This is a genomic window from Neobacillus sp. S1227 (assembly GCF_055385255.1).
Window position 1 is genome coordinate 194,759 of sequence record NZ_AP038276.1, and the last position, 17,539, is coordinate 212,297.

The window sequence follows — 17,539 nt, forward strand, 5'->3', positions numbered from 1 at the left end:
TCAAAACGGAACCCATTAGACTTCCCAAACAATGCTTTTGTATATATTAGCTGGCTTCACCTAGAAGGGGATAAAAAATAGGTCCGAGGTGTTCCTCGCCTTGGTGAATCCTTTATGCCTACCATAAAGTTTAATACTTTTAAGCGGTAATGAGATTCCATTCCATTCCGCATAGAACAATGCTCTGCATGAAACCAATCAACACCCTTACATTCATCGCTTTCAGGATTGCTGTAACTGTAAGGGGGGCAGATTGGCAATGAAAAGGAAATGGCAAAGGATAAACGGGCATTACTGAGAAGTAAGAATACACAGATAACAGAGAAACAAAATCCCTAGTAGTCCTTCTTTAATTACCGCTATTAATACATTGTTTATCTACAAAATAATAGTTTTGGCGTGTGTTGTTGTTATCTAACTATGTAAAAAAACCCGGGAATCAATAGATTACCGGGTCTAAACCTTAGAATATTCCTTACTATTTATAAATCATAATCATTTTTTCAAATCTTCTAGTGAAGGCAGTCCGGAAATATAACCAACCCCACCAGTACGATTAATACCGATTTCTTTTTCCGTTGCCTTTATTAATTCCGCTTTATCCACGGCAGTAATGTTCTTCGTATCTAATTCATCACCAGGATGTTGGAAATTGCTCATAATATATGAGTGTCCTTTTAGATTATCTGCTGCAAATAAACCAGTTGATTCAGCCCCTGCAGGTACTGATAAAACTCTTGATAATTCCTTTGTATCAACATTATAGGCCCATACGAAGTTATTGGTATGCATTCCGCTGTCTTCACCAATGAACAATGTTCTTAGTGCTTCGGAATAACTTAAATTATCTGTATTGGCTACTGAATTCACATCTGCTGTATTTCCATATGCATCTGCAGATGGCATGTCCTTCCCGGCAATAAGCCCAGACATTTTAGCCGCAACATACTCACTGTTTATCTTTTGGCCTTGACTGTCTTTTTGTCCAGCTGTTAAATCCAATTGATAGGTAACACCAGATTTAATTTTTGGAAGACGGATATCATCAGCCGGATCCGTGTAGTTTGCCTCCATACCTTTGCTTTGGTCGGAAATCGCAACGTATACTTTCTTGTCCTTTTCGTTTAGGGTTACGCCTTCCATTTTGTTAAACTCAGTTGTAGCTCCTAGCATTGCTGCATAACGGCGGGACTCTAGAAACGCAGCAGCTTTTTCCATACCAGGTTTCAATTTCAAGTATTCAGTTTTCCCGTATGAATATTGCTTAACAGCTTTAAAGCCTTCTTTTGGTACATCAGATGTTTCGAAAATATCACTGTACTTAACACCGCTGTCAATAATGGCTTTGACTTCCTTATCCGTTGAATGGCCAAGATTAATCCATTCCAAATCACCTGCTCCGCCATTTTCAGTACCGGTTTGGTGGAATTTCGCTGCATAGAGTGTACCAGCGGATAAATCCTTCGTTTTATCTGCTACATACATAAACAACGTCGTATAGGATCCGTCATCTCCGAAGAAGGCAGTGCGCTTATCCGGCATCATCTTCATTATTTCGTGCGAAAAACGTCCGGCACTGTAATGTTTTTCGACCGATGTAGAACCATCCTTGTTTACAGTAATTTCAGGAATGAATCCATAGAAATATGGATTTGCTTTAGAAGCATCTCCGAAATAAAGCTTTGCAAAGCTTTCTACTTGAGTTCTGGCAGGGGATGTTGAATCTAATTCAAAACTGCGGGCATCCGGCTCATATTCCTCAGAACCTAAATGGGTATTCCAAGGTGAAAGGGAACCGTTACAAGGAATCCATAAACCATTTACGCTTGAAAAATCAATCTTCTTTACCTGTTTCTGTGTTAGTTCACCGGTTTTATTATTTTGGTCAAGAGTTGTCAGGGACATAGATGCAGGAACAATTCCGTATGCGGATTTGCCAGCAGCATCAATCGTTTGGTATTCATAATGAGTTACCATATATTGCTTTCCAGCAATTGGCTTTAATAAACTATTGGAATCGGGAGCATCGGATACATAGTACGTTTGCTGCCCTTCTACACTAGTATCCATGATTGGATTTCCGTTTACATCAATCGGAGTACCAGCAGGAATCAGCTCGCCTTTATTGATAGCCACTTTATCTTCAGATTTAAATAGTTTCTGATAAGTAAGCGGGAAGTTCTTTACTTCACCATTGCTGTATTTTACATCTACCGATGCTTCTGTGTACGTTTTTACCATTTTATCAATAGTAGTAGGTGCTGGCATTCCATTAAACTTAACAGAATCAATTTTTACATGATCATTGGATGCAGCTGCAGCTGGTGTTAAGGCAGGAACTGTTAATGATAGAGCAAGAGCTAAAGTAGGATATTTTTTTCCAAAGTACATCTTTTTCATTAGTATGACCCTCCTCGTATAATAGAAAAGTTAAACTCTCCTATTCAATTAAACAAAATACTTGTTAAGCACGTATTATAGTTTTGTAAAGGGAATGAAAAGATTAGGTTAAACCTTATCTCAAATGGAACCATAGAAAAAAACAGTTCAGCAAAGTGAACTGTTTCAGCAATAATAAAAAACGATTATTTTTTTAGTTCAATAATAAATTCGCTTCCTTCACCAGGAGTACTTATTACACTGATTTGACCATGATGGGCTTCGATTAAATGTTTAACGATGGCCAGGCCAAGCCCAGTTCCGCCGGAGTTCCGGCTTCTGGCACGGTCAACACGGTAAAACCGCTCGAAAATACGGGGAATTTCTTCTTTTTTAATTCCTATGCCTGTATCTTTAACATGAACACGCACAGATTCACCGTGATCCAGAAGGATTACTCCTACATTTCCATTGCTTGGTGTATAGGTAATGGAATTGCCAATTAAATTGATAAACACTTGCTTTAGCCGATCTAAATCCGCACTAATTTGTACTTGTTCCTCTGGACAAATAAGCTCTAGGTTAATGTTTTTTTCTTCTGCTTTCCCTTTAAGGAGTGTAACGACGTCTTCAAGCAACTTATATAAATCTATTTCCTGTATGTTTAACCTGAAGCCTTGCTGCTCTATTTTTGACAGATCTAAAAGGTCTTGTACGAGTGATTGGAGCCGTTCACTTTCCCTTAAAATAATGGAAAGGAAGGATTCTAACGTCCCTTGGTTGTTCATCGCACCATCCAAGAGAGTTTCAGTAAAACCTTTTATCGAGGTAATCGGGGTTTTTAACTCGTGTGAAACATTTGCCACAAAGTCTTTTCGCATTTGCTCGAGCTTTTTAATTTCTGTAATATCATGAAAGACGAGCACAACACCTTTCCAAACATGGTTTGTTCCAATAATGGGAACGCCGTATACAACAAAATATCTTCTTTCAATTAATAATGGAATGAGTAATTGTTTACTGACCTTTTGTTCTAGCCGAAAAACCTCGGTCACTAAATCACGGATTTCTTCCTGATCGATGACTTCGTAATAAAGCTTATTTAAATAATCGGCTTGGCTTACTTGAAAGATATCAATAAATCCTTTATTTATTAAATTAATGTATCCCCTGCTATCAATTAGGACCAAACCCGCTCCCATATTTTCAATCAATACCTTAAGCTGCTCCTGTTGCATTTCTTGGGATTTAACAAGTTCTTGGAGGTTTTGGGCAAGTCTATTAAGGGATGTGCCCAACATACCTATTTTGTCCAGCCGATCTACGTTTGTTCTTGCCCGGTAATTTCCTTTGGCAAGTTCAATAGCGACATCTGTTGCTTCAACAATTGGTTTTGTAAACTTTGAGGTAATTCTTATTCCAAGAAAAATGATGACCACTACGGCAATGACAAGGAATAAGGCAATGCCCCATATGATTTTCATTTTTTGGCCATCGCTCATTGATTCTATATAGAAGCTTTTAAGCAGCTCGCCAAGCAATATTCCTAAACCCACTAATACGAAGCTGATTAGGGTAATTAATGCCATTACTACCCTTGTCCTAAATATGGTCATTCGTCTTTATGCTCCTCAAGTTTATAGCCCAGTCCACGTAACGTTTTAATATAAACTGGCCGTTTTGTATCCTCTTCTATTTTTTCTCGTAAATGCGAGATGTTTACATCGACAATTCTAGTATCCCCTACAAAGTCATAATTCCAAACAGCACTGAGCAGCTGTTCCCGGGTTAACACCCGGCCCTTATTTTGGGCTAGAAATAGAAGCAATTCAAATTCCTTTAATGTTAAATATAGCGGTTTTTTCTGAAGGTAGGCTTCATATCGTTCAGGATGGATGACTAGATTACCTATTACTATTTCCTGCCGCTCCTCATTAGTCTTTTCGGAAGATTGTTCCGCTTGTGCCTGGATTCTTCTTAAGATCGCTTTTACTCTGGCAATTACTTCCCGCGGGCTGAATGGCTTTACCATATAATCATCGGCGCCAAGCTCAAGCCCTAAGATTGTATCGAATACATCATCTTTTGCTGTCAACATGATAATAGGAGTCTTGTTGTTTTCCAGACGAAGCTGTTTGCATACATCCATTCCATCAAATTTTGGAAGCATTACGTCTAAAACGATAATATCCGGAGACTCCTGTTCTGCTAACAGTTTTCCTTCTTCACCATCCATCGCTGTTATAACTTCAAAACCTGCCTGCTCCAGATTATATTGAAGAAGCGTCACAATAGACTGTTCATCATCGACAACAAGTACTTTCGTTTTCATAATACACCCCCATTCAAGAATACCTGCAAATTGTTAATCCTTTATTAGGGGAATGTAAATCTAAAGTAAAGACAATGTAAATCTTTGAGACGTGGGGACGATTCATCTGCCTCAATATCTAAAAGAGTAAATAATAACAAAGAAAAGGTAAGCTTTAGCCTACCTTTTATCCGAAAGCACTCTTACATTGAGTTATAATTCTTCAGAAAATCCTCCACTGCCTTAGTCAAATTCATCGCTTCAGCCGAGTTATTATTTGAACCAAGCAGCTTAGTAATCTCCCGATGTGTTAATGAATCAATTACAAACATATCTGCCGTATTGCCGGCGTTATTTGTTTTTTCTATAAAATCGAAAACATTATTTCTGTTTTGGGTAACCAACAACATGGGTGGCAAGTGTTGATTACCTGCATTAGCAGCAGGGGATGCCTCTGCCCATGCTTGATGATCATGTCCAAAAACCTCTTTATATTGCTCATTTTTAGGGAGAAACTTCACTAAGTCGATTGGTCCATCTAGGTCGACAATGGATTGTACCGTGTTTGCTGGTATCCCCGCATGCTGTAAATAGCTATAGTCTGTACCGATGAGCATGACCAAATGACCGCCTGCAGAGTGACCCATCAAATTAATCCGGGTTTTATCAATATGATATTGGTCAGCACGGTCGTAAACCCATTTTACCGCGGTGGAAATATCATTCGCCATGTCTTGGTAGGCTGCATGAGGATGGAGCCGATAATTAACGGATACGAATACATACCCCTTGTTTGTGAAAAAAGAAGGCTTATCCGATACATTGGATTTATCACCGCGCATCCAGCCGCCGCCATGAACATAAATGATAACCGGGTGATTTATGCTCTCTTTACCACTTGGTGCATAAATGTCTAATGTTTGCTTCACGTCCGTACCATAGTGTAAGTTCATATGATTCAATTCTTGGCCATTAATAGATTGAGTAAAGGACAAAGTCATCACAAATGTAACGGAAAGAAGTAATATCCTGAAAAATAATGGCCTATTATGGTAGAAAACGTTCATATCCATCACCTTCTTCTTTTTAAAAAATAGAGTACCCTAAATATTGGCAAAACTATTCAGGGTTTGATTAAGTGATTAAAGGAAATTGCTAAAGGAATGATTTATGCGGTTTAATATCAATATAAAGAATGTTGATTTTTTTAAAATCTACCTTCTATAGGAGGGGATGAGAGTGGAGCACCATATTGATTATCTGCTTATGCATTATGGCTATTTTGGCATCATTATCGCATTAATTGGCGGCATCATCGGGCTCCCAATACCCGATGAGATTCTCTTAACTTATGTTGGTTATACCATCTATGAAGGAAAAATGGTTTACTTAAACTCATTGATCTGCGCTTTCGTCGGTGCAGCAGGAGGAATTTCGCTAAGCTACTTGATTGGATATAAATTCGGGCTTCCTCTGTTATTGAAATATGGTCCAAAAATACACATTACTGAAACCAAAATCAATCGAACCAGAAGGCTTTTTGAAAAATTTGGCCCGCCTCTTTTATTGGTCGGCTATTTTATTCCAGGAATCCGCCACTTAGTAGCTTACGTGGCCGCCATAAACAGTTATCCATTAAAAAAGTTTACCGTTTATGCCTATAGCGGTGCATTATTGTGGACTTTTACATTCATTACGTTAGGAAAAAAACTTGGGCAGGACTGGATCTTGGTTGAGAGATATTTATCTAAATACAGTATTTACATTATTTTGTTGGCACTTATCCTATTCTGCGCTTTTTATTTTTATTGGCGGCGAAAGGGAATGGTTGGAAAGGTGTAAAGCAGGGCAGGTGAACAAACTCTTGCTCTTTTTAATTGTTAAAAAACATCGAATTGGAAGGAAATAGAATTTGAGATTCAGAATATATAAGTAAAGGGCAAAGGCCCTATTTTTAGAGAGGAGGAATTTTCAATGTCGAAAAAGGTACTGATTTTAGCAGGGGATGCTGTAGAAGCGCTGGAGGTCTATTATCCATATTTTCGCTGCTTGGAAGAAGGGTTTGAAGTGCAAATCGCAGCTCCTTCGAAAAAGAAGCTGCAGACGGTCGTTCATGATTTTATCGGCTGGGATACTTATACGGAAAGCAAAGGATACTTAATAGAAGCCCAAACTGCTTTTGAGGATGTAAATCCTGAGGAATTTGACGGGCTGATTATTCCAGGAGGAAGGGCACCGGAATATATTCGCTTAAATGAGAATGTGCCGGGAATCGTTGCCCATTTCTTTGAGGCAAACAAACCAGTCGGTGCCATTTGCCATGCTAGTCTCGTTCTAACAACTGTACGCCAGTATATGGAAGGCCGCGAGTTAACTGCCTATATTGCCTGCAAACCGGATGTGGAAGCGGCAGGAGCGACTTATATTCAAAACCATCTCCATGTTCAAGGAAATCTCGTTTCCGGCCATGCCTGGCCAGACCTGCCTGGCTTTATGAGGGAATTTATTAAACAATTAAATCAAAATAAATAACAATTTAGGCAGGAGTACAGCAGTGCTTCTGCTTATTTAAAGATAAGTTTATTTTCTGAACCTTCTAACAACTATATTGACAAAAATATATAGGGCATATATGCTAGTCGCAAGCATGGGCAAATGCCAGCAGATGGAATTAGGGGGATTTTTAAAAGGAGGGAATTATATGTGGATTGAACCGAATGAATTGCCAGTCAACAGGGTTCAGTATTTGGATGAAAACGGAAAGCTGACGATCGGGGCGCCCGAGGTAAGTGATGACGAGTTAATTGCGATGTACAAATGGATGGTACAGGCAAGAGTATTTGACCAAAGAGCCTTAAAGTTTCAGAGGCAGGGGAGAATTGGTACATATGCACCGTTAAGCGGGCAGGAAGCATCACAAGTTGGCAGTGCTTTCGCACTTGAGAAGCAGGATTGGATTTATCCAAGCTATCGGGAAGGGGCAGCGCTATTTGTTCATGGGTTCCCGATGAAAAACTTTTTCCTTTATACGATGGGGCATTTAAAGGGAACTGATGCTGAAGGAGCAAATGTTTTTCCAGTACAAATTATCATCGGTGCGCAGTGCCTTCATGCTGTAGGCGGGGCTTGGGCAGGTAAATACCAAGGGGAAAACAGTGTCAGTGTTACCTATATCGGTGACGGCGGCACCTCCGAAGGGGATTTCCACGAGGCCCTCAATTTTGCCGGCGTTTACAAGCTTCCAATGGTGTTTTTCGTTCAGAATAACCAGTGGGCCATCAGTGTTCCAAGATCAAAACAAACAGCAAGCGGGACGATTGCCCAAAAGGCGATTGCCTATGGAATCACCGGAATTCAGGTAGATGGCAACGATGTCCTGGCGGTTTATGCGACTATGAAGCAGGCGTTAGAACGGGCACGAAGTGGACAGCCTGTTTTAATTGAAGCTGTTACATACAGACAGGGACCGCATACAACAGCGGACGATCCGACAAAATACCGGAATAAGAGTGATGTAGAAGAGTGGCTTGCCAAGGATCCGCTCAAGCGAATAAAGGCATTTTTGGTTGAAAAGGGAATCTGGAATGATGTGCTGGAACAGCGAGAATTTGAATTAGCGGAACAAAAGGTCAAAGAGGCCTTTGAACTGGCTGCAGATACTCCGAAAAGCAAAGTAGAAGATATTTTTGAAATCGTTTACGAGAAAAAGACGAGCCAGCTTACTGAGCAGCAGCAATCTGTTTCATCAGAGGGGGTTTTGAAATAATGACCGCAATGACAATGATAGAGGCTATTAATTTTACCTTGAAAAAGGAAATGGAACGAGACCCACGGGTTATCTGCCTGGGTGAGGATATCGGGAAAAATGGCGGTGTGTTCCGGGCAACAGATGGCCTGCAGGCTATTTTTGGAGAAGATAGAGTAGTAGATACGCCAATTGCGGAGTCGGCTATCGTCGGCACGGCAGTCGGCATGGCAGCAAGGGGCTTGCGGCCGGTGGCGGAAATCCAGTTCTTCGGGTTTATTTATGAAACGATGGATCAAATGGCAGCACAGGCAGCTAGACTCCGCTTCCGGTCTGGCGGGGTGCTGGGGGCGCCTATGGTTGTCCGAGCACCGTATGGCGGGGGAGTCAAGACTCCGGAGCTGCATTCTGATAGTTTAGAAGGTTTATTTTTGCATTCACCGGGGCTGAAAGTGGTGATGCCTAGCTCTCCTTACGATGCAAAAGGGCTGTTAACCGCAGCTATCCGCGATAATGACCCTGTTTTATTTTTGGAGCCAATGAAGCTTTACCGTGCCTTTAAGCAGGAGGTGCCGGAAGAGGACTACTTGATTGAGATTGGCAAGGCCAGGGTTGTAAAAGAAGGCGAGGACCTGACGGTGATTACGTGGGGGCAGACCGTCCCGCTTGTTAGTAAGGTAGTCGAACAGTGGGAGGAGGAGTCTGTTTCAATCGAGGTGATCGACCTGCGGACGATTGCACCGATTGATGAGGAAACAATCATTGCTTCAGTGCAAAAAACTGGACGTGCTTTGATTGTTCATGAAGCGGTAAAAACCGGCGGGCCAGGGGCCGAAATTTCCGCCATGATTAACGAAAAGGCATTGTTCCATCTGTCGGCGCCAATTCTTAGGGTAGCATCCTTTGACACACCTTATCCGGTGCCATCAGTGGAAGAAGACTGGCTTCCGAATGCAGACAGAATCAGCCAAGGGATTAGAGAGGTATTAGCACATTAATTATTTAAAAATGGGAGTGGCATAAAAATATGGCTTATGAATTCCGTCTTCCTGATATTGGCGAAGGCTTACACGAAGCAGAAATTTTGACGTGGTTTAAGGCAGCCGGTGATTATGTAAAAGAAAATGAGAACATCGTAGAGGTGCAAACCGATAAGGCTGTAGTGGAAATTTCGTCACCAGTTGGAGGAGTGGTGCAATCCTTCGGCGCGGAAGCAGGAGAGGTCGTTAAGGTCGGCGAAGTTTTATTCACAGTTCTTGAGGACGTAAAGGCCGGAGCGGGAGTGCTGGTGTCAGCTGGTAAAACGACCGGACAACATGAATCCATCCAGCAGGGCTCAAACGGGATAGATACCATACACCGAGAATCCACACAATTTGAACACACGAAACAAGTCTCCACACAAAACAATTCATTTACACAACAAGATTTACACCCGAAATCTGCGGGTATTTCACCAAAGAAACGTGTTATTGCAGCGCCGTCTGTCAGAAAGCTGGCAAGGGAACTAGGTATCGATATTACCGAGGTCTTGCCAACAGGTAAGGGCGGAAAAGTGACGGAAGAGGACGTCAGGAACTTCAAGACGCTTGCGGAGAAGGAGGCAGCGGCGACTGTTGCCGCATTTGAGTTGCGGGAGGCAGTGTCAGTATCTGTGCAACTTAAGTCTCCGTCAGAACGAGATACAGCTGCAAGGCCGGAAGAGGAAGTAAGGGCGCCAATCCGGGGATTAAGGAAAAAAATCTACCAAAACATGAAAATCTCGAAATCTACAGCCATCCACTGCAGCGGGATGGACGAAGTCGTTGTCACCAAACTGGTTGAATTAAAGAAACAGCTAGAGCCGCATGCAGAAGGGGCTGGGGTCAAGCTTACATATCTTCCATTTTTCGTGAAGGCAGCCGCGAAGGCACTGAGCCGGCATCCTATCTTTAACGCAGCGGTAGACGATGAGAAGCTGGAAATTATCTATAAGAAAAACATTCATATTGGGGTTGCCGTGGCTACGGATGACGGCTTGCTCGTCCCGGTCATCAAACATGCTGACCAAAAGACGATTTTGGAAATAGCTGCAGAACTTCAAGATCTATCAAAGCGGGCGAGAGAAAGAAAATTAAAACCGCATGAGCTTTCGGGCAGTACATTTACCATTTCAAGTACAGGCGGAAATGGTGGCTGGTTTGCCACTCCAATCATCAACTATCCAGAAGTCGCCATATTGGGTATACACAGCATCAAGAAAAAGCCAATCGTCGAGGATGACCAAATCGTCATTGGTCAAGTCATGGGCATGTCCATCACCTTCGACCACCGTGTCATCGACGGGGCCCCTGCCAACGCATTTATGGAGGAAATTGGCGCCCTTATCAGAAATCCAGAACTATTCATCCTGGAAGGGCGATAATTCGATAGGGTGAATTAATATGGCGTCAGGATCTGCGCGCGGACATTTGTCCGCCGTGGGTGGAAAGTTTGTGAATTAGTGAATGTATGAGTTTGTGAGGGGGCGAGGTTGTGTGGCTTTATAATGAGTTGTTAAGGATTGTTGGGGATGCTGAGCGGGTTAGTGTGAACGGGGCGCTGTTGGAGCAGCATAGTAAGGGGATATCGTATCACTCGCCGCGGATGCCTGATGTGGTGGTTTTCCCGTCTTCTAAGAAAGAGGTCAGCCGTATCATGCAGTTTGCTAATGAAAATAAGGTTGCTGTTGTTCCGTTTGGGGCGGGATCGAGCCTTGAAGGGCATATCATCCCTTTAAATGGAGGCATTAGTCTTGATTTTACGATGATGAATGAAATTATCTCCGTTCGCCCCGATGATTTTATTGTCACGGTTCAGCCGGGGGTTACGAGAAATCAACTAAACCAAGCGTTGAAAAAGTATGGACTCTTCTTTCCGGTCGACCCGGGAGCAGATGCGACGATAGGCGGCATGACGGCCACCAACGCGAGCGGGACGAATACAGTTAAGTATGGAGTCATGCGGGACCAGATTCTCGGACTAGAGCTAGTCTTGGCGGATGGCTCGACCATTCACACTGGGGGATACTCCTATAAATCATCGGCGGGATACAACTTAACTGGTTTATTTGTGGGCTCGGAAGGTACCCTGGGTGTATTTACAGAAATTATCCTGAAACTGCAAGGCATCCCTGAGACAACCATTGATATCAAGGCAACTTTCCCATCGATTGAAGCAGCTGGAAAAGCGGCCACTGTACTTCTAAAAGCAGGCCTGCCGATGGGGAAGATTGAACTCGTTGATCAAAAAACAATCGAAGCTGTTAATGCTTTTAAAAATACATCATATCGGGAGGAACCGACGCTGTTTATGGAATTTAGCGGCAGTGAACCGGAAGTCATGAACAGCCTCGAAATCGTCCAAGAAATTATCATGGATGAGCAATGTGTCACCTTTGAATTCGAAAACGATTCCATTAAAAGAGCACAGCTTTGGGAGGCACGCCACCAGGCTGCTCTGGCCATCATCGCCGCGAATCCTGGTAAGGGACATATGGTAACGGATGTATGCGTACCGTTATCAGAGCTTTCCGATGCCCTGCAACATACTAGAAAAATTGTTGACCAGTATGGAATTGATGCTGTTATTTTCGGCCATGTCGGCGATGGGAATTACCATGCCGTCTTTTCGGTGGACACGCAGGATGAAGAGCACATGAAACAGGTCGAGGAGGTTCATACGCAAATCGTTCAGTATGCCCTGTCCAAAGGGGGAACCTGTACAGGTGAGCACGGAATTGGACTCGGCAAGAAGAAATTCCTTCAAGAGGAACACGGCGACACTCTTTCCATTATGAAGGGAATAAAAACAATGGTTGACCCTAACAATATCTTAAATCCAGGGAAGATTTTCGACGATGTACCTTTGTCAGCCCCATTTGAATTTAAATAAAATAGATATTGACAAATAAAAATTTTTATGTTATAATATTTATTTGTCCGATTGACGTAAAATGATAGATAGCTTACTATTAACTCCTAGCGATTATTTGCTGGGAGTTTTTCTTTTTTTAAAAGAAGGGGGAATTGATTTGGAAAAAGCAAAAGAAAGTTTGACCGCGTTAGTAAGCTGCTTTGCCAGAGGCTACCATGCAGCAGAATCGAGCCAGCCAATTTTTCAAGACAATATGGCCAATGCACTTTTGTTTGAGGAGGAAAAGCAATTGATTGCCTCCAACTGGGCCAACGCCATTGCTTTCTTTGATCCGGGAACAAAATTGACTACCTTTGAGGAAAAATTAGCCTGGGTCATGAATAATCAGACTGTTCCGCAATTGGTCAGCAGGGCAAGATATGCAGAGGATGCGCTAATGTCAGCAATTGAACGTGGTGTCCGGCAATATGTGATTTTGGGTGCCGGATTTGATACCTTTTCGTTAAGACAGTCGAAAATGGATATACCCGAAGATTTCACCATCTATGAAGTCGACCATCCCGCAACCCAGGCTTTTAAACAAAATCGGCTTCAAGAACTAGGCATGGACTTGCCAGCCAACGTAAAATTTGTCCCCGTAGATTTTAAACACAATTCACTCCAGAATGAACTTAAGAAAACCGGCTATGATCCGCAAAAGTTAAGTTTTTTTAGTTTGCTTGGTGTAGTGATGTACCTCGAGAAAAAAGACTTTTTTCAACTCTTGACGACCATTTCAGGTATGTCCATTAATGGAACTTCTTTCGTATTCGATTACCTGGATGATGCTGCGTTTGACGACCTGTTTGCCTCCAAAAGGCTAATTCAGATGCGGCAAATTACCGCGCAAACGGGAGAACCAATGAAAACAGGCTTTGACCCGTTGGAACTGGACCTCGAACTGCAGGGTTGTAATATGCTCCTGTATGAAAACCTGGCTCCTGCTAATATCGAAGATTTATATTTTTCCAACAGGGAAGATGGTCTCCACGCCTTTGACCATTTTCACTTCGCGCATCTTGCTGTGCATAAATAGCTGGTGCAAATTAATATTTCAGAAATGCCAGCATACATTTTTATTGATACCAATTTTTAGCTGTAGGAGGCATACATGGATATTATCGTTAGGCGTGGGGACTCGTTATGGTACTACAGCCAATTGTTTCATCTAGATTTACAGCTTATCTTGGATTCAAACCGGGGGATTGACCCCAATAAAATATCTGCGGGCCAGTCGATACGGATTCCCGGTTTTGTCGCACAGGACTACCAGGTCCAACAGGGGGATTCCTTATGGGCGTTAGCCCGCCATCGGAATCTGGATGTGGATGCATTATTACTTGTTAATCAGCATATTAACCCAAACCAGCTGCAAATTGGGCAAATGATTAAAGTGCCAATTAGAATTACCTGGAGATTGGTCCAAGGCAAGCAAACCTATGATTTCAGCCGAATGATGAAGGATATCGAGCAATTACAGAACGTTTATCCATTTTTTCAGGTGAACTCAATCGGGAAGTCTGTTCTTGGAAACGAGTTATCTGAACTGCGGATAGGAAATGGTTCAAAGAGAATTCATTATAATGCATCCTTCCATGCCAATGAGTGGATCACGACAGCGGTGTTAATGACATTTTTAAATGATTACCTGTTGTCACTGACTAATCAAAATCCGATCCGCGACCTTGAGATGTCCGGCCTGTATCAGCAAACTTCATTATCGGTGGTGCCGATGGTCAATCCGGATGGTGTCGATCTTGTATTGCACGGACCGCCGGAAAATGCTACATGGAAAAACAGAGTCGTTGAACTAAATAAGGGAAATACCGACTTTACGGACTGGAAAGCGAATATTAGGGGCGTAGACTTGAACGATCAATTCCCGGCGCGCTGGGAGCTGGAACGGGAGCGGAATCCAAAAGAGCCGGGGCCGCGCGATTATGGCAGCGAAAAGCCGTTGTCAGAACCGGAAGCTATCGTGATGGCAGACTTAACCCGGGAACGCGATTATGCCAGAGTCTTTGCCTTTCATACCCAGGGCGAGGAAATCTATTGGGGCTTTGAGAACTTGGAGCCGCCAGAATCCGAGAGTATGGTCAATGAGTTAAGCAGGGTAAGCGGGTATAAATCTGTTAAAATCCTCGAGAGCTATGCCGGCTACAAAGACTGGTTCATTCAGGATTGGCAACGGCCAGGGTTTACCGTCGAACTTGGCCATGGGGTGAACCCGCTCCCGCTCTCGCAGTTTGATGAAATTTATCAGAAGGCTTTGGGCATCTTTTTGGCGGGGTTGTATCTATGAGTATTTTTGGCAGCCGCTTGGTGTGGAGTGGCTGCCTGTTTTTTTATTTTTTAGGTCAATAAAGACTCAAGTAAAGGAGGGTAATGTCCTTCATAAGATTGATGAAGACCCAAACCGCCCGAGGCGAGAGGAGAAATGTCTAATAGAAGGGTTCTAAAAGACAAAACGCTAGTGGAGCAGGAGTGAAATGTCTAATAGAAGGGTTCTAAAAGACAAAACGCTAGTGGAGCAGAAGTGAAATGTCTAATAGGAGCCCTCTAAAAGACAAAACGCAAAGGTGAGAAGAGATAATGTCTAATAGAAGGCATTTTTAAACGAAATCCCCTAAAATAGGGGATTGTTGACTTATACAAGTTTATTAAAAATACCTATTCAGAAAAAAACCAAAATAAAAATCGCCTAACGGGTTCGGTTTAAGAGTACAAAAACTTAATTAGAATATATATTTTAGGTCCAAATCGCATATGATTTGGACCTATTGTTTTTGTTGATTTAATAAGGTTTATTGGTAATTTGTGTATAAATTAGCACCAAAATTAGCATACTAATTAACAGAGTGACAATGTTCAATGTCATATGTTCGAATTGTGTGCTAATATTAGTTCTAAATACATTGCTAAAACATAGGTCAATTTATCGAGGTGAATAAGGATGAACTTTATTAAACCAAAAAACAAGAATGCTGAAAAAGTCGATTGGCTATTATCAGAACGGACCAGAGCCATTGTTAAATACTATGCTGAATACACGGAATATAGTGAAAGTGAAGTAGTCGATAAGTTCCTCCTAAACATCCTTGATGACAAGGACTTCCTTCAATGGATTGAAAAGAAAAGGAATAATCGCCGCATCATAAAGCAATTAGAATTAGAAGGTGTATTGGAGGAAAATGTGATTGGCTAAGTTAAAACGGTTAGCTACAAAGGATGATAATTTAGTTACAGTTCATTCTCCTTTATCAAATAATGAGCTAACGAACCGTTTGAAGGATTACGACAAGCTGACACCAAAACAATTTGGAACGAAATACAGAGAATTGTTATTTGAGCCAGTGAAATTTGCTTGGAATGGACAAACACATCTATTTCAGTACAATCATTGCCTTAACCCTTTTTGTAAATGGTATGGTTTGCCACAGAAGAAATTTGATGATGTTAAAGGAAAGCCAAGTCGATACAAGTTGGATGCATCAGGAACGGATAGAATGTTGAAATGCAATCCAGACCCAACAAATCCAACAAGCAACTTAGTATTGAATACTCGTACAACGACCATTTCAAATTGGTCTGTTGCTGAAGAAATTGAACGATTGGTCCGAATACAAACGGTTCAGGACATAGAGCCAGACTATGAGTTTCATAAGGATGGTTGTGACGCTTCTGATTTAACCCCTTTTAAAGAACCAAAATCTTTTTACAAGAGGGGGAAAAGTACCGCAAACTCTCAACGATACCAATGTAAGGTGTGTAAGAAGTTCACCAATGTTCTTCCGAACCAAAGACAATCATCTACCTACCATCAAAAGCGTAGTGAGATAATGCCGATGTTCGCAAAACTTCTGCTTAATCGAACGCCTGTAAGTAGAACTTGTGAAATCTTAGAGATTGGCAGAGGAACATATTATGACAAGCTCGAAATCCTATACCGAAGATGTTTGGAGTTTTTGGAAAAGCACGAAACTATCTCCTTAAAAAATAAAGAATTTAAGGAAATGTGGCTAAACACCGACAAGATGACTTACTATCTAAACAATGTTCGAAAAAAGGGACAAGGAAGTTCTCAATTTGATGGAATTGAAGAACTCCAATTACCTACCAGTGTGGTTGTCACTGCTGATGCTTTATCGAGGTATGTGTTTAGATGTGATGTGGCTTATGATTGGGATATTACCCTAAATGACATCGCTCTTGATACAGTATTGTTGAAAGTAGACCATTTAAGCGAATTCGCCAAGAAACACGCCCGTTTTGATGAATATTCGCATTATCCGCAGCCACCATCAAAAAGTGATACACAAACGCAATCGGAATATCATCGAGAACTTCTTAAAATGGAACATAGGGAGAAATACATTGATGGATTACACGTTCAGGCTGCTTATACCACCACTGCTCACTTTTGGCTGATTAAACAGCTTGTAAAGGCTTCAGAATGGCGTTTTATAACTGATGAAGACAGGTCTTTAATCAATTCAATCCATCGTGTTTTCTCACAAGAAATTCGCCGGACTGATGGGCACCTCTTCTTATGCCAAACGGACAAAACAAAATCTCGTAAAAAAGCATACGAGGAATTTAAAGAAGCCAAAGCGAATTTATTAGAATGGGGTTCTTTAAGAGATTTAGGGACAAACTCTTTACGGAAATTGGCATACCTTTATTTAACGGATTTATTTGAAACACATCGGTTTCATAAAGAGGTTTCTGATGGAACAAGTTCCCATAACGAATATGCAGATAATCCAGTTGAACACCCTTTAGCTACACCTGATAGAGGTTATCGTTCCGTTGATTGCACCACAGACCTCTCTTCTCTTGAACCAAAAGATGTTGCGACACTAATTTTAAATGTAAATGACAATGCCACAAATACATTTATCCAACATATTCGTAGAAGATTATCTATTTTAGAACGACCACTGACAACCGCTCGTGGCGATGGTAAGAGCTATATTTACTCTAATTTCAATCCTAAATATGCTCAAATGGCTTTAACAATCCTTCGGACATATTACAATTTCTGTTTAGCGTATAAGACAAAAGAAGGGAAAACAGAAACTATCGCTACACCTGCACAGCGACTAGGACTTGTAACTAAAAAATTTAATATTAATGATGTATTGTATCTTAGATAATAGTGGGTGAATTGT

General features: G+C 41.7%; 14 protein-coding genes. 10 read left to right on the forward strand and 4 right to left on the reverse strand.

Annotated features, from left to right (window positions below):
• Positions 1-495 precede the first annotated feature (495 nt).
• The 4 genes from ACZ5AE_RS01080 to ACZ5AE_RS01095 all read right to left on the reverse strand — a co-directional run bounded on the left by ACZ5AE_RS01080 (position 496) and on the right by ACZ5AE_RS01095 (position 5,757).
• Complete coding sequence (locus ACZ5AE_RS01080; RefSeq protein ID WP_464568675.1) at positions 496-2,400, reverse strand: PhoX family protein; 1,905 nt, start codon at positions 2,398-2,400, stop codon at positions 496-498.
• Positions 2,401-2,585: 185 nt separating this feature from the next.
• Complete coding sequence (gene pnpS, locus ACZ5AE_RS01085; RefSeq protein ID WP_464568679.1) at positions 2,586-3,995, reverse strand: two-component system histidine kinase PnpS; 1,410 nt, start codon at positions 3,993-3,995, stop codon at positions 2,586-2,588.
• Entirely contained in the window at positions 3,992-4,711 is a 720-nt protein-coding gene (locus ACZ5AE_RS01090; RefSeq protein ID WP_464568683.1) for a response regulator, read from the reverse strand. Before ACZ5AE_RS01090 ends, pnpS begins: the two co-directional genes overlap by 4 nt.
• A 182-nt stretch (positions 4,712-4,893) precedes the next feature.
• Positions 4,894-5,757, reverse strand: a complete 864-nt coding sequence (locus ACZ5AE_RS01095) for an alpha/beta hydrolase (RefSeq protein WP_464568685.1) — start codon at positions 5,755-5,757, stop codon at positions 4,894-4,896.
• 172 nt (positions 5,758-5,929) lie between these two features.
• Between ACZ5AE_RS01095 and ACZ5AE_RS01100 the strand changes: the two genes are divergently transcribed.
• From ACZ5AE_RS01100 to ACZ5AE_RS01145, 10 genes are all read left to right on the forward strand, one after another.
• On the forward strand, positions 5,930-6,532 hold the full coding sequence (locus tag ACZ5AE_RS01100; protein ID WP_464568687.1) for a DedA family protein: 603 nt from the start codon (positions 5,930-5,932) through the stop codon (positions 6,530-6,532).
• Positions 6,533-6,664: 132 nt separating this feature from the next.
• Entirely contained in the window at positions 6,665-7,222 is a 558-nt protein-coding gene (locus tag ACZ5AE_RS01105) for a DJ-1/PfpI family protein (RefSeq protein WP_464568689.1), read from the forward strand.
• Positions 7,223-7,391: 169 nt separating this feature from the next.
• The gene (pdhA, locus tag ACZ5AE_RS01110; RefSeq protein WP_464568691.1) at positions 7,392-8,456 is read left to right on the forward strand and encodes a pyruvate dehydrogenase (acetyl-transferring) E1 component subunit alpha; all 1,065 of its coding nucleotides are present in this window, start codon (positions 7,392-7,394) and stop codon (positions 8,454-8,456) included.
• On the forward strand, positions 8,456-9,433 hold the full coding sequence (locus ACZ5AE_RS01115) for an alpha-ketoacid dehydrogenase subunit beta (RefSeq protein ID WP_464568693.1): 978 nt from the start codon (positions 8,456-8,458) through the stop codon (positions 9,431-9,433). Before pdhA ends, ACZ5AE_RS01115 begins: the two co-directional genes overlap by 1 nt.
• Before the next feature lie 29 nt (positions 9,434-9,462).
• A complete protein-coding gene (locus tag ACZ5AE_RS01120) occupies positions 9,463-10,839 on the forward strand; it encodes a dihydrolipoamide acetyltransferase family protein (protein ID WP_464568695.1) in 1,377 nt (458 codons plus the stop codon).
• 110 nt (positions 10,840-10,949) lie between these two features.
• On the forward strand, positions 10,950-12,347 hold the full coding sequence (locus tag ACZ5AE_RS01125; protein ID WP_464568697.1) for an FAD-binding oxidoreductase: 1,398 nt from the start codon (positions 10,950-10,952) through the stop codon (positions 12,345-12,347).
• A 139-nt stretch (positions 12,348-12,486) separates the two neighbouring features.
• Positions 12,487-13,404 (forward strand): class I SAM-dependent methyltransferase, encoded by a 918-nt coding sequence (locus ACZ5AE_RS01130; protein WP_464568699.1) that lies wholly within the window; start codon positions 12,487-12,489, stop codon positions 13,402-13,404.
• Positions 13,405-13,479: 75 nt separating this feature from the next.
• Entirely contained in the window at positions 13,480-14,670 is a 1,191-nt protein-coding gene (locus tag ACZ5AE_RS01135) for a M14 family metallopeptidase (RefSeq protein ID WP_464568701.1), read from the forward strand.
• Positions 14,671-15,321: 651 nt separating this feature from the next.
• Positions 15,322-15,573: a hypothetical protein gene (locus ACZ5AE_RS01140; RefSeq protein WP_464568703.1), complete on the forward strand. Its 252-nt coding sequence runs from the start codon at positions 15,322-15,324 to the stop codon at positions 15,571-15,573.
• Complete coding sequence (locus ACZ5AE_RS01145) at positions 15,566-17,524, forward strand: transposase (RefSeq protein ID WP_464568705.1); 1,959 nt, start codon at positions 15,566-15,568, stop codon at positions 17,522-17,524. The genes ACZ5AE_RS01140 and ACZ5AE_RS01145 overlap by 8 nt, the downstream gene beginning before the upstream one ends.
• Positions 17,525-17,539 lie beyond the last annotated feature (15 nt).